The following is a 12,466-nucleotide window of genomic DNA, read 5'->3' as shown; positions in this document are numbered from 1 at the left end:
GTGCCTGGGCGCCTCGTACCGTCGAACGCATGGAGAACCCTGCACGTGTGACCTGCCTCGTCGGTGTCTACGACGCCGACGGCGGGCTCCGTGGTGAGCTGCGGTACGTCGTCGGCCACCTGCTGGGCCGGACGGAGTGCGCGCTCTGCGACGTGACTCACTCGCCCCTGCGGCGCAAGCGGGCGTGGGACGCGATGGTCGTCCGCCTCGGAATCCCCGTCGAGCTCGTGCACCGCAACGAGATCCCGTCCGACGTCGCGGCGTGCGTCCGCGAGGCCGGGTTGCCGTGCGTCGTGGCGCGGCGTGCCGACGGCGGGGTCGAGACCCTGCTGGACAGGGCGGCCCTCGAGGCGCTCGACGGGTCCGTCGAGGCGTTCGAGCGCGGCGTGGGCGAGGTCCTCGCTGCCCGACCCGTCTAGACCTGCCGCCCCGCCCGCCCGTCGGCGCTATCATCGTTGAATGACGATGAATGCGGCGGTCGTCGCCGATGCCGAGCCCGGTACTGTCGCCGCGCTGTTCCGCGCGCTCGGCGAGCCCGCTCGGCTGACGATCGTGCGCCACCTCTTCACGGGCGAGCACAGGGTCCGCGACCTGACCGACCACCTCGGTCTCGCCCAGTCGACCGTGAGCGCCCACCTGAGCTGCCTGCGCGAGTGCGGGCTCGTCGTCGTGCGGGCCGAGGGCAGGTCGTCGCTCTACCGGCTCGCCGACCCCGCGGGCCTGCGGGGGCTGCTCGCCGCAGCAGAAGATGCTCTCGCCACGACCGGGGCCGCCGTCGCGCGCTGCCCCTCCGTGCCCGAGCCGCGGGCCGCGTCATGAGTGCCGGACACTCGCACGGCCACGCGGCGGACGCGACGCCCGACCATCGCCGCCGGCTCGCGATCGCCTTCGGCATCACCGCGACCCTGTTCGTCGCACAGGTCGTCGGGGCGGTCGTCACCGGGTCGCTCGCGCTCCTCGTCGACACCGCTCACATGCTCACCGACGCCGGCGGGCTGCTGCTCGCGCTGGTCGCCGCCAACCTGACGCTGCGCCCGCCGTCGAATCGCCGCACCTGGGGCTTCCGTCGGGCCGAGGTGCTCGCGGCGCTCGCCCAGTCGGCGCTGCTGCTCGTGGTCGGGGTCTACGTGCTCGTCGAGGGCGTCCAGCGGCTCTTCACCCCGCCCGAGGTGCCGTCCGCCGAGCTGCTCGTCTTCGGCGTCGTCGGCCTGGTGGGCAACATCGCCTCGCTCCTCGTGCTCTCCTCCGGACGCGACGCCAACCTGAACCTGCGCGCGGCGTTCCTCGAGGTGCTCAACGACGCGCTCGGGTCGGTCGGCGTGATCGCCGCAGCGATCATCATCTCGACGACCGGCTGGCAGCAGGCCGACGCCGTCGCCGGCTTGCTGATCGGGGCACTGATCCTTCCCCGCGCACTCAAGATCCTGGGGGAGAGCGCCGGGGTGCTGCTCGAGTCGACCCCCCGCGGGCTCGACCTCGACCAGGTCCGCGAGGTGCTGACCGAGGTCGAGCACGTCGAGTCGGTGCACGACGTCCATGCCTCGTTGATCGCGTCCGGCCTCCCCGTGCTCTCCGCCCACGTGGTGGTCGAGGACGGGTGCTTCCGGGACGGGCACGCCCCGCAGATCCTCGACCAGCTGCAGACGTGCGCGTCCGCGCGGTTCGCGATCGCCGTCGAGCGCACGACGTTCCAGCTCGAACCGCCCAGCCACGCCCACCACGAGGAGGGCCGGCACGCCTGACCCGCGCATTCGGCCACGTCCTACCCCACAGAACCGCGCCGCCGGGTGAGACTGGCCCCATGAGGTTGTTGGTGCTCGGCGGAACCCGGTACGTGGGCCGCGCGATCGCGGCGGACGCCGTCGCGCGGGGCTGGGACGTGTCCGTCCTCAACCGGGGGACCCAGCCGCTTCCCGACGGCGTCACGCACCTCGCGGGCGACCGCACCCGGGCCGACGGTCTCGGCGTGCTCGACGACGCCGGGTCCTGGGACGTCGTCGTCGACACCTGGGAGCACGCCCCGCGCGTGGTGCACGCCTCGGCGCACGCCTTGAGCGGGCGGACGGGCCGGTACCTCTACATCTCCAGCCGCTCGGTGTACGACCACCCGCCCGCAGGAGCGCGCGAGGACCATGCCGTCGTCGACGCGGACCCGCAGGCCGGGGAGGAGGTCTCCTTCGCCCAGCGCAAGCGCGGTGCCGAGCTCGCCGTCGCCGCCGAGTTCGGCGAGCGGGCGAGCGTGCTCCGGCCCGGGCTCGTCCTCGGTCCCGACGAGAACATGGGGCGCCTGCTCTGGTGGCTCGCGCGTGCCGTGCGCGGCGGCCGGATCCTCTCGCCCGGCCCCGCCGACTCGCCGATCCAGCACGTCGACGCCCGGGACCTCGCACGGTTCGCCCTCGACCAGGCCGAGCGTGACAGGCCCGGCGTGGTCGACGTCGTCGGGCCGTCCGGGCCGGTGACGACGGAACGACTCCTCCAGGCGACGATCTCGGTGACCGCCGAGCAGCGGCACAAGGCCGGCAACCCGGCCGCACGGCTCGACTGGGTCGACCCCGAGTCGATCCTGGACGCCGGCGTGTCCCCCTGGACCGAGCTGCCGATCTGGCTCCCACCAGGCCCCGACCACGACGCGTTGCACCGCTCCGACGTCTCGACCGCCCTCGACGAGGGCATGACGCTGCGCCCGATCGAGTCGACGGTGGCAGAGACGTGGGACTGGATGATGCAGACCGGACCTGACGGCTGGGGCATCCCGTCCGGCGTCGGCCTCGACCCGGCACGCGAGCGACAGATCCTCGACGCCGAGCTCCCGCGATCGACCTCGTAGCGCCGGGTCGACGCCGGCGCTGCGGATCCGGCTCCTGAGCAGCACCCTTGTTGCCCGGAACGTAGGGTCGGACGATGGCAACGGTTCCCCTGACATTCCCTGGCGCGCACGGCACCGAGCTGGCCGGTCGGCTCGAGATGCCGGTCGGCGAGCCGCGTGCGACGGCTCTCTTCGCACACTGCTTCACGTGCAGCAAGGAGTCCGCCGCGGCGTCGCGGGTCTCGCGGGCGCTGACGGACGAGGGGATCGCGGTGCTGCGGTTCGACTTCACGGGCCTCGGCGGGTCGGACGGGGACTTCGCCAGCACGGACTTCAGCTCGAACGTCGACGACGTCGTCGCGGCAGCCGAGCACCTCGGCGAGTCGTTGGCGCGGCCGTCGTTGCTGATCGGGCACTCGCTCGGCGGTGCAGCCGTGCTCGCGGCCGCCTCCCGCCTGCCGGACGTCGACGCGGTCGCCACGATCGGCGCTCCTGCCGACCCGAGCCACGTGACGGCGCTGTTCGCGGACGACGTTCCCCGGATCGAGGAGGACGGCTCGGCCCGCGTGACGCTGGTGGGGCGCGAGTTCTGCGTCCGCAAGGAGTTCCTCGAGGACCTGGCGGAGCAGAAGCAGACGGAGCGGATCGCCGCGCTCGACGCGGCGCTGCTGATCCTGCACTCGCCCGTCGACCAGACGGTCGGGGTCGAGAACGCCCGGACGATCTACGACGCGGCCCGGCACCCCAAGTCCTTCGTCGCTCTCGACGGCGCCGACCATCTGCTGCAGAACCGACGGGACTCGCAGTTCGCCGCCGACCTGATCGGGGCGTGGGCCTCGCGGCACGTCCCGGAGCTCGAGGCACAGACGCAGGGCGCGCCGCAGGAGAAGGTGCCCGAGCACCCGGACGGCGCGGTCGTCGTCGAGACCGGCGCCGGCCGGTTCGGCCAGGTCGTCCACGCCGGGTCCCACCGGTTCGTGGCCGACGAGCCCCGCGACGTCGGGCTCGACACGGGTCCGAACCCGTACGACTTCCTCCTGACGGCCCTCGGGACGTGCACGTCGATGACGCTCCAGGAGTTCGCCCGGCGCAAGGGCTGGCCGCTCGAGTCCGTCCGCGTGGAGCTCCAGCACTCGCGCGTCCACGCCGACGACTGCGCGGCCTGCGAGGAGCAGTCGGGCCAGGTCGACCGCATCGAGCGCGTCGTCCACCTGACCGGCGATCTCGACGACGCGCAGCGCACCAAGCTGCTGCAGATCGCCGACCGCTGCCCCGTGCACCGCACGCTGCACAACCAGATCGACGTGCCGACCCGGCTCGCGGACGACTGACCCGACCGGGCGCCCTGGAGTGAGCGCGGCAGGTCAGCGGATGACGGTGACCTCGGTGACCCGGCGTCCGTTGACGCCGCTGACGACGATGCGCTCGCCCTCGGGCCCCTCGACGAAGTCGCCCTCCGCGCCCAGGTGGCCCAGCCGCGCGACGACGTACCCGGCGACGGTCTCGTAGGGTCCGTCGGGCAGGACGAGTCCGGAGCGCTCCGCGCACTCCTCGATCGTCAGACGGGCGTCCACCACGAACTCGCCGACACCCGCACGGGCGGGGGCGACGTCGTCGGCGTCGTACTCGTCCTCGATCTCGCCGACGAGCTCCTCGACCAGGTCCTCGAGGGTGACGATGCCGTCGGTGCCGCCGTACTCGTCGACCACGACAGCGATGTGCACGCGGGCTCGGCGCAGCTCCGACATCGACGGCAGGACGCCGTTGGTGCCGGGCACGAACACGATCTCGCGGGCGATGTCGCGGACACGGGCGCCGCCGTCGAGCGTGCCCTCGCCGACGGCCTCGAGCAGGTCGCGGACGTGCAGGAACCCGAGGATGTCGTCGAAGTCCTCGCCCGTGACCGGGTACCGCGAGAACGACTGCCCGCGTACGGCCTCGACCGCCTCCGTCAGGGTCAGGTCGCCGGAGACGAACTCCACCTCACCGCGCGGGCGCATCACCTCGGTGACGCTGCGGTCCCGGGCCTCGAACACGTCGCCGAGGATGCGTCGCTCGTCGGCCGGCAGACCCTCGTGGGCCATGACGACGTCGCGCACCTCTTCGGAGGTCATGCGCTCCTCCGTGGCCTGCGGGTCGCCGCCGAGGATCTTCACGACGGCGTCGGTCGAGCGGGAGAGCAGCCAGATGACCGGCGTCATGAGGGTCGCGAACCGGTCGAGCGGCGGGGCGACGACGAGCGAGACCTTGGCCGAGCGCTGCAGCGCGATGCGCTTGGGCACCAGCTCGCCGAAGACGAGGGACAGGTAGGCGACGACGAGGGTCAGGACGATCAGCGCCGTCGTGTCCGCGGCGGACGCGGACAGCCCGAGCGACTCGAACCACGGGGCGACGGTCGGGGCGAGCGCCGAGGCGCCGTAGGCCGCCGAGAAGAAGCCGGCGACCGTCACGCCGATCTGGACGGCCGCGAGGAACCGGTTGGGGTTCCGGGCGACCGACGCCACGCGTCGCCCGCGGGAGCCGGTCTGCTCGATCGCCCGCACCTGGCTCTCCCGCAGGGAGACCAGGGCGATCTCCGTGCCGGAGAACACCCCGCCGATCAGCACGAAGAGAAGAACGAGGGCCAAGCTCCACCAGGGGTCCATGAATCAATTCGACGCATTCGCGCGTCACGATGCAAGTCTGCCGTGCATACTTACGCTGCCGAGCAGTGCGCCTCCCGCCACCCGGCCGAGCCTGCGCCACGAGCGCGGCCCGTACTACCCGCCGAAGGACCGCACGATGACCGCTGCCACCAGCGCCCCCGCCACCCCGTACGACCCGAAGAAGAAGCCGGGGTACCGGCTCGGGTCCCTCGTCCCGCCCGAGCAGCGACGCGGCCTGGCGGAGCTGAGCGACCGGCTCGACCTCGACTCAGGCGACGTCCGCGCCAAGCGCTCGGCGTTCTGGGCAATGCTGATCCTGTCGGGCGTGATCGCGACGGCCGGCATCGTCACGGACTCGACGGCCACCGTCATCGGCGCCATGATCATCGCGCCGCTCTCGACGCCCATCCTCGGCATCGGTGTCGGCATCGTCACCGCGCGTCCGCGGCTGGTCGGGCGGTCGCTGTCCTACGTCGCCGTCGGCCTTCTGCTGGTGGTCGCGCTCGGGACCGTGACCGCGCTGATTCTCCCCAACACGGCGAGCGTGCTGCAGAACTCCCAGGTCACGGGTCGGACGTCGCCGGGCGTGATGGACCTGATCGCCGCCTTCGCGACGGGCTTCGCCGGGTCGATCGCGCTGGCGCGCAAGGACCTGGGGGACGTGCTCCCCGGGATCGCGATCGCGATCTCGCTCGTGCCACCGCTCGGAGTCGTGGGCGTGTGCCTCGGCGCCGGGGAGCCGTCGCTGGCGGCCGGCGCCCTGCTGCTCTTCGGCTCCAACGTCGTCGCGCTCGTGATCGCCTCCACCGTGGTGTTCTTCATCGCCGGCTACGGTCGCGAGGCCGTGCAGGTGAGGCGCGAGCTCGAGGTCGAGCGCCCGCGTCGTCGCCGCGCGTTCACGGTCATCGCGGTGGCCTTCGTCATCGTCGCGATCCCGATGGTCGGGAACACGGTGACCGCCACGCTCGCCTCTGTCTGGGCCGGGCAGGTGCGGACCGCGACGGAGGAGTGGGTCGCCGACACCCCGGGTGCGACCGTCGAGAACGTGTCGTGGCAGTCGCGCGACCTGATGGTGGAGGTGCGGAGCCCGGGTGCGCTGCCCGACGTCGACGATCTCCAGGACACGGTGGACGAGCTGATCCCGTGGTCGCCCGAGGTCGTCGTCCTGCACACGGTCGGCGAGCGGGTCGAGCGGGCTTCGGAGTAGTTACCGCGCGGTAGGTCCGGGTGACGGAGACGGGGCCGGCATCCGGATCATGACGCGCAGGTAGTGGGCACCGACCACCCAGTGGCCGATCAGCCCCACCACGACGATGACGAGCGCGACGGTGTCGACCCACGAGCCGATCGCGTCGAAGGCCCGCGTCAGCATCATCACGGGCAGGCCGATCATGAGCAGGGCGGTCCGGATCTTGCCGAGTCGCGTGGCTGCGATGCGCGGGTTGCCGTGGAACTTCACCAGCGCGAACGTGCCGAGGATCAGGTCGGGGACGACGATCCCGACGAGCACCCACCACGGGGCGATCCCGTTGATCGCCAGGACGAGCGCGACCGTGAAGATCATCAGTCGGTCGGCCACGGGGTCCATCGCCGTCCCGATCACGCTCACCTGGTCCAGGCGGCGGGCGAGATAACCGTCCACCCAGTCGGTCGCCGCGATCGCGACGAGGACCCAGAGCGCGGCCGCCGTCTCGCCCGGTCCGATCGCCAGCCAGGCGAAGAGCGGCAGCCCCATCAGACGGATCAGCGTGACGAGGTTGGCCCACGTCAGGATGTCGTCCTTGACCGTCCGGGTGACGCCCTCCGGAGCTCCGGCGCCCATCAGCCTCATCGCCGGCACCCCTGGCGGGGGAGGGATCCAGAAGCAGCCCGCGCGCGAACGTGCGGGGGGAGATGGGGCATAGCACCCGGGGCCGTCATGGATCAAGTATCGCGTGCGTCGGCCGTGGGCGCGTGTGCGCGAGGAGCACGGCGCGTCCGACGGAGGTCAGGCGGTCCGCGAGGAGGGTCGCGTCGCCGACGTGCCCGGCGACCATCGCGCCGTCGCGCAGCATCATCAGCTCCTCTGCGACCTCTGCCGGCTCGTCGGCACCCGCCTCCTCGGCGAGCTCGCGGAACGTCGCCAGGTACCACCGGCGGTGCGTGGCGATGGTGTCGCGCACAGGATGGTCGGCGTCGGGGTACTCGGCGCCCGCGTTGACGAACGCGCAGCCACGGAACCCGGGACGGCAGGCGACCTCGCCCGCGACCGTCGCGAGAAACCGGAGGGTGTCGAGCGGTCGGCCCGCGTTCTCGGTGCGTGCCTCGGTGATGAGGTGGCGTTCGCGGGCCGCGCTCGCCTCGAGGTAGGCGACGACGAGATCGTCCTTGGTGCGGAAGTGCCGGTAGAACGTGACCTTCGAGATCTCGGCCGCGGCGATGATCTTGTCCGCGCTCACGGCGCGGATGCCCTCGCGGTAGAACTGCTCGGTCGCGGCCTCGAGGATGCGCTCACGCACGGGGGAGGCCGGGCGGTTGCTCACGGGCGTCGCGGTCGTCATGGTGCCTCCTACCGTGCCACGGTCGATGTCCTCTTGCGCGGGTGATCCACGCGTGTTTAAGTAGACGAACTAGTAACTCTACCAAAAGGGGAGCATCATGCCTGCGATCTACACCGCCACCGCCACCGCCACCGGCGAGGGCCGCGACGGGCGAACTCGCTCGAGCGACGGCGTCCTCGACGTCGACCTCGCCGTCCCCACCGAGATGGGTGGCGCCGGCGGCGCCACCAACCCCGAGCAGCTCTTCGCCGCCGGGTACGCGGCCTGCTTCCACTCCGCGCTCAACCTCGTCGCCCGCCGCGACGGCGTCGCGGTCGAGGACTCGGCCGTCACGGCGGACGTGTCCCTGCACCCCGTCGACGGCGGCGGCTTCCAGCTCGCGGTCGCCCTCGACGTCGAGATGGGCGGCGTCGACCAGGACCAGGCCGATGCGCTCGTCGCGGCAGCCCACCAGGTCTGCCCGTACTCGAACGCCACGCGCGGCAACGTCGACGTGGCGGTCACCGCGACGATCGGCTGACCCGCGGTCTCGACGGGCTCGACCCGCGGTGGTTGAGCTTGTCAAAACCGGGTCTCGACGGGCTCGACCCGCGGTCTCGGCGGGCTCGACCCGCGGGGCGAGTGGCAACTCCCGGCAACCGATTGCATCTCTGCCGGGCCTCCGCGCATGCTCATGAACATGTCATCGCCGACACGAACCCTCGCCCCGCACCCGGATCGCCTGCTCCCGCCGGACCCCCAGGTCCGCGCCGTCGCGCGCACGATCTACGAGGCCGTCCGCGAGCTCCCGATCATCTCCCCGCACGGCCACGTGCATCCGCGGATGCTGCTGGACGACGAGCCGTTCGGCGACCCGACGGCGCTGCTGATCACGCCCGACCACTACGTGACGCGCCTGCTGCACGCCTCGGGCGTGCCGCTCGAGGAGCTGGGCGTCGGGCAGGGGGCTCTGGACGAGTCCGCAGCGAGGGTCGCGTGGCGGCACCTGTGCTCGCACTGGCAGGTCTTCGCAGGTACCCCGGTGCGCTACTGGCTCGAGCAGGAGCTCGCGGAGATCTTCGACGTGGACGTCCAGCCCTCGGCCGACACCGCCGACGACGTCTACGACCGGGTGGCGGCCCGCCTCGCGCAGCCGCAGTTCCGGCCGCGCGCACTGTTCGACCGGTTCGGCATCGAGGTGCTCGCCACGACCGACGACCCGGTGGACGACCTCGCCGCGCACGCGAAGATTGCCGCCGACGAGTCGTTCCGCGGCCGGGTGCTGCCGACGTTCCGCCCCGACCGGCACCTTGAGGTCGCCGCGCCGGGGTGGCGGGCCGCGGCCGACGCGCTCGCCGACGCCTCAGGGTGCTCGACCGACACGTACGCCGGATGGGTCGCCGCGATGGAGAACCGTCGCGCCCACTTCGCCGCGCACGGTGGCGTCTCGACCGACCACTCGCACATCGACGTCGGCAGCGACGTCCTCGACCCCGCCGACGCCGAGCGGATCTACGCCGCGGCACGGGCGGGCACCGTCGACGCCGCGCAGGGCGTGGCGCTGCGGCGGCACATGTTCACGGAGATGGCCAGGATGGCCACCGAGGACGGGCTGACCATGACCGTGCACCCGGCCTCGCGCCGCAACCACGACCGCCCGACGTTCGAGCGGTTCGGTGCCGACCAGGGCCATGACATCCCGGTCCGCGTGGACTTCACGGACCCGCTGCGACCGCTGCTCGAGCGCTACGGCAACCACCCGAACCTCACGCTGGTGCTGTTCACGCTCGACGAGACGAGCTTCTCGCGCGAGCTGGCGCCGCTGGCCGGGTACTACCCGAGCGTGTACGTCGGCCAGCCGTGGTGGTTCCTCGACGCGCCGGACGCGATCCGCCGCTGGCGCTCCGCGATCACCGACACCGTGGGCTTCTCCCGCACGTCGGGTTTCATCGACGACACCCGGGCCTTCTGCTCCATCCCGGCCCGCCACGACATGTCCCGGCGCCTCGACGCCGGGCACCTCGCGGGGCTCGTCGCCGACCACCGGCTCGACCTCGACGAGGCGACCGAGATCGCCGTCGACACGGTCGCCGGCCTGCCGCGGCGGGTGTTCGGGCTGTGAGTACGACGTCGCAGGGCCACGCCCTGGAGCGCGAGCGGCCCGCGGGCCCAGTCCGGCACGTCCACCTGGGCCTCGGCAGCTTCTTCCGCGCGCACCAGGCCTGGTACACGGACAACGCCCCGGACGGGGCCGAGTGGCCGATCGCGGCCTTCAGCGGTCGCTCGGCCGCGCTCGCCGAGCGGCTGACCACGCAGGACGGCCTCTACACGCTGGTCACCCAGCGTCCGGAGGGGAACACCTACGACGTCGTCGGCTCGCTCGCGAGGGCGCACGCGGCGTCCGACGTCGAGGCCTGGCTCGCGTACTTCGCGGACCCGGGCGTCGGGATCGTCACGACGACCGTCACCGAAGCGGGCTACTGCCGTGGCGCCGACGGCGGCATCGACACCGAGCGGGACGATGTCGCCGCGGACCTCATGGCGCTGCGCTCCGGCGACGGACGGCCCACCACCGCGCCGGGCCGCCTGGTGGCAGGTCTCGCCCACCGGCGCGACGCCGGAGCCGGCCCGATCGCCGTCGTGCCCTGCGACAACCTGCCGGAGAACGGCCCGGTCCTGCGCGGGGTGCTGCTGGGGCTCGCGGACGCGGTGGACCCGGCGCTCGCCGCGTGGATCGAGGCAGAGGTCTCGTTCGTCTCGACGATGGTCGACCGGATCACGCCCGAGACCACGGAGTCGGACGTCGACGGTGTGCTCGCGGGAACCGGGGTCACGGACCGCGCTCCCGTGGTGACCGAGCCGTTCAGCGAGTGGGTGCTGGCCGGGGAGTTCCCAGCCGGGCGGCCGGACTGGGCGGCGGCGGGCGCGCTCTTCGTCGACGACGTCGCGCCGCACGAGACCCGCAAGCTGTGGATGCTCAACGGGGCCCACTCGACCATCGCGTACGTGGGCTCGCTGCGCGGTCACGGAAACGTCGCCGAGGCGATCGCGGACCCGCAGGTGCGGGACGCCGTCGACGCCTGGTGGTCCGAGGCCCGCCAGGGGTTGGACGTCTCCGCGGAGGTGGTCGACGACTACTGCGCCGCGCTCGTGGAGCGGTTCGCCAACACCGCGATCGACCACCGGCTCGCGCAGATCGGCACGGACGGCAGCCAGAAGCTGCCGGTGCGCGTGCTGCCGACGCTGCGCCGCGAACGGGCGGCCGGGAACATGCCGCACGGTGCCGTCACGGCCCTGTCTGCCTGGGTGGCCAGCTGCGTGCGGGGAGGCGTCGCCTGCCGGGACGCCCGCGCCGACGAGATCCGGGACGCCGCGGCCGGCAGGAACCCGGTGCGTGACCTGCTCACGATCCTCGATCCGACCCTGCTCGACGACGCCCCGCTCGTCACGGCCGTGGTGCGGCGGGTGGAAGAACTGGGTCTGTAGGCCGCGCCGGAGCCGTCGTCGTCGAGCCGCGCACGACCAGCTTCATCGGGAGCTTGGCCGGCGGCGGCAGCCGGGGTGTGTGCGTGGTGACCTGCCTCAGCAGGGTCCTGACCGCGTGCGCGCCCAGGGCCCGGAGCGGGGACGCGACCGTCGTCAGCGGCGGGTTGCAGAAGTCGGCGCCGAAGATGTCGTCGAACCCGACGACGCTGACCGCCCCGGGGATGTCGATCCCGCGTTCCGTGAGCTCCTGGCCGAACCCGATGGCGAGCAGGTCGTTGTACGCGATCACCGCCGTCGTCGGGTTCTCGAGGAAGCGCGCCGCCACACGCCTGCCCTCCTCGCGGGTGGGTGCGCTCGGCGGGGTCCGGCGCACCGTGATCTCGAGCCGGTGGCACGCCTCGCGCAGCGCCCGCCAGCGCATGCCGTCCGCCCAGGACGCCTCGGGTCCCGCCAGGTACGTGATCTGCCGGTGTCCCAGGCTCGCGAGGTGCTCGACGGCGTGCCGCGTCCCGCCCGAGTTGTCGGTCGCCACGCTCGCGACGTCGCTCATCACCCGGTTGAGGACGACGGTCGGGCGCTGCTTGGCGGCCACCCGGATCGCGGAGTCGGAGAGTCGGGACGTGGCAAGGATCAGGCCGTCGACGAGGGGGAGGATCCGGTCGAGCGCCCGGCGTTCGGAGACCGGCGACTCCTGCACGTCGGCGACGAGCATCGTGTACCCCTCCTCCGACGCGGCGGTCTCGGCACCGCGGATCACGTCGAAGAAGAACGGGTTGGTGACGTCTGCGACGGCGATCGCGAGGAGCTGGGTCTTCCCCGAGTGCAGGGCGCGGGCGATCGCGTTGGCGCGGTAGCCGAGCTCGTCGGCGGCCGCGCGGACCCGTGCGGCGGTGTCGGCGTTGACCCGGCCCGGGCGCGAGAACGTGCGCGAGACCGTGGAGGGGGCGACGCCGGCGGCGCGGGCGACGTCGTAGATCGTCGGCTGACGCGGCTCGTCGCTCATGCGGTCA

Annotated in this window: 13 protein-coding genes; 9 read left to right on the top strand and 4 right to left on the bottom strand. The window is 72.6% G+C overall.

Going from position 1 to position 12,466, the window contains the following annotated elements; genetic code table 11:
* Positions 1–29 precede the first annotated feature (29 nt).
* From BLU20_RS01030 to BLU20_RS01010, 5 genes are all read left to right on the top strand, one after another.
* A complete protein-coding gene (locus tag BLU20_RS01030) occupies positions 30–419 on the top strand; it encodes a hypothetical protein (protein WP_083371253.1) in 390 nt (129 codons plus the stop codon).
* 40 nt (positions 420–459) lie between these two features.
* A complete protein-coding gene (locus BLU20_RS01025; RefSeq protein WP_083371252.1) occupies positions 460–819 on the top strand; it encodes an ArsR/SmtB family transcription factor in 360 nt (119 codons plus the stop codon).
* On the top strand, positions 816–1,742 hold the full coding sequence (locus BLU20_RS01020) for a cation diffusion facilitator family transporter (RefSeq protein WP_083371251.1): 927 nt from the start codon (positions 816–818) through the stop codon (positions 1,740–1,742). Before BLU20_RS01025 ends, BLU20_RS01020 begins: the two co-directional genes overlap by 4 nt.
* 59 nt (positions 1,743–1,801) lie before the next feature.
* Positions 1,802–2,827 carry an NAD-dependent epimerase/dehydratase family protein gene (locus BLU20_RS01015; protein ID WP_083371250.1) on the top strand — a complete coding sequence of 342 codons (1,026 nt, stop codon included), beginning with the start codon at positions 1,802–1,804 and terminating at the stop codon, positions 2,825–2,827.
* A 74-nt stretch (positions 2,828–2,901) separates the two neighbouring features.
* Positions 2,902–4,137, top strand: coding sequence for a bifunctional alpha/beta hydrolase/OsmC family protein (locus BLU20_RS01010; protein WP_083371249.1), 1,236 nt, complete (start codon positions 2,902–2,904; stop codon positions 4,135–4,137).
* 33 nt (positions 4,138–4,170) lie between these two features.
* Here BLU20_RS01010 and BLU20_RS01005 read toward each other — a convergent pair whose 3' ends face one another.
* A complete protein-coding gene (locus tag BLU20_RS01005) occupies positions 4,171–5,451 on the bottom strand; it encodes a hemolysin family protein (protein WP_083371248.1) in 1,281 nt (426 codons plus the stop codon).
* A gap of 136 nt (positions 5,452–5,587) precedes the next feature.
* Here BLU20_RS01005 and BLU20_RS01000 point away from each other — a divergent pair, with 136 nt between their 5' ends.
* A complete protein-coding gene (locus BLU20_RS01000; RefSeq protein WP_083371247.1) occupies positions 5,588–6,658 on the top strand; it encodes a TIGR00341 family protein in 1,071 nt (356 codons plus the stop codon).
* Here the strand turns inward: BLU20_RS01000 and BLU20_RS00995 are convergent, their stop codons facing one another.
* Both BLU20_RS00995 and BLU20_RS00990 read right to left on the bottom strand, forming a co-directional pair.
* Positions 6,659–7,282 (bottom strand): CDP-alcohol phosphatidyltransferase family protein, encoded by a 624-nt coding sequence (locus BLU20_RS00995; RefSeq protein ID WP_157270217.1) that lies wholly within the window; start codon positions 7,280–7,282, stop codon positions 6,659–6,661.
* Positions 7,283–7,367: 85 nt separating this feature from the next.
* Positions 7,368–7,991, bottom strand: coding sequence for a TetR/AcrR family transcriptional regulator (locus BLU20_RS00990; RefSeq protein ID WP_083371245.1), 624 nt, complete (start codon positions 7,989–7,991; stop codon positions 7,368–7,370).
* A gap of 97 nt (positions 7,992–8,088) precedes the next feature.
* On the opposite strand from BLU20_RS00990, the gene BLU20_RS00985 reads away from it, so the two are divergent.
* The 3 genes from BLU20_RS00985 (at position 8,089) to BLU20_RS00975 (ending at position 11,456) form a co-directional block, all read left to right on the top strand.
* Complete coding sequence (locus tag BLU20_RS00985; protein ID WP_083371244.1) at positions 8,089–8,511, top strand: organic hydroperoxide resistance protein; 423 nt, start codon at positions 8,089–8,091, stop codon at positions 8,509–8,511.
* A gap of 159 nt (positions 8,512–8,670) precedes the next feature.
* Entirely contained in the window at positions 8,671–10,092 is a 1,422-nt protein-coding gene (gene uxaC / locus BLU20_RS00980; RefSeq protein WP_083372855.1) for a glucuronate isomerase, read from the top strand.
* A complete protein-coding gene (locus BLU20_RS00975; protein WP_083371243.1) occupies positions 10,089–11,456 on the top strand; it encodes a mannitol dehydrogenase family protein in 1,368 nt (455 codons plus the stop codon). Before uxaC ends, BLU20_RS00975 begins: the two co-directional genes overlap by 4 nt.
* Here the strand turns inward: BLU20_RS00975 and BLU20_RS00970 are convergent.
* The gene (locus BLU20_RS00970; protein WP_083371242.1) at positions 11,416–12,459 is read right to left on the bottom strand and encodes a LacI family DNA-binding transcriptional regulator; all 1,044 of its coding nucleotides are present in this window, start codon (positions 12,457–12,459) and stop codon (positions 11,416–11,418) included. The genes BLU20_RS00975 and BLU20_RS00970 overlap by 41 nt on opposite strands.
* Between the last annotated feature and the right edge of the window lie 7 nt (positions 12,460–12,466).

This window comes from Paraoerskovia marina, from assembly GCF_900105445.1.
GTDB classification, from domain to species: domain Bacteria; phylum Actinomycetota; class Actinomycetes; order Actinomycetales; family Cellulomonadaceae; genus Paraoerskovia; species Paraoerskovia marina.
This window is presented reverse-complemented; position numbering and strand designations above follow the sequence as displayed.

Excerpts from the sequence above, each read along its gene's own strand:
- BLU20_RS01025 (WP_083371252.1), top strand. The coding sequence starts at position 460 with ATGACGATGAATGCGGCGGTCGTCGCCGATGCCGAGCCCGGTACTGTC.
- BLU20_RS01005 (WP_083371248.1), bottom strand. The coding sequence starts at position 5,451 with ATGGACCCCTGGTGGAGCTTGGCCCTCGTTCTTCTCTTCGTGCTGATC.
- BLU20_RS00990 (WP_083371245.1), bottom strand. The coding sequence starts at position 7,991 with ATGACGACCGCGACGCCCGTGAGCAACCGCCCGGCCTCCCCCGTGCGT.
- BLU20_RS01000 (WP_083371247.1), top strand. The coding sequence starts at position 5,588 with ATGACCGCTGCCACCAGCGCCCCCGCCACCCCGTACGACCCGAAGAAG.
- BLU20_RS01010 (WP_083371249.1), top strand. The coding sequence starts at position 2,902 with ATGGCAACGGTTCCCCTGACATTCCCTGGCGCGCACGGCACCGAGCTG.
- BLU20_RS01020 (WP_083371251.1), top strand. The coding sequence starts at position 816 with ATGAGTGCCGGACACTCGCACGGCCACGCGGCGGACGCGACGCCCGAC.
- BLU20_RS00970 (WP_083371242.1), bottom strand. The coding sequence starts at position 12,459 with ATGAGCGACGAGCCGCGTCAGCCGACGATCTACGACGTCGCCCGCGCC.
- uxaC (WP_083372855.1), top strand. The coding sequence starts at position 8,671 with ATGTCATCGCCGACACGAACCCTCGCCCCGCACCCGGATCGCCTGCTC.
- BLU20_RS00995 (WP_157270217.1), bottom strand. The coding sequence starts at position 7,282 with ATGAGGCTGATGGGCGCCGGAGCTCCGGAGGGCGTCACCCGGACGGTC.
- BLU20_RS01030 (WP_083371253.1), top strand. The coding sequence starts at position 30 with ATGGAGAACCCTGCACGTGTGACCTGCCTCGTCGGTGTCTACGACGCC.
- BLU20_RS01015 (WP_083371250.1), top strand. The coding sequence starts at position 1,802 with ATGAGGTTGTTGGTGCTCGGCGGAACCCGGTACGTGGGCCGCGCGATC.
- BLU20_RS00985 (WP_083371244.1), top strand. The coding sequence starts at position 8,089 with ATGCCTGCGATCTACACCGCCACCGCCACCGCCACCGGCGAGGGCCGC.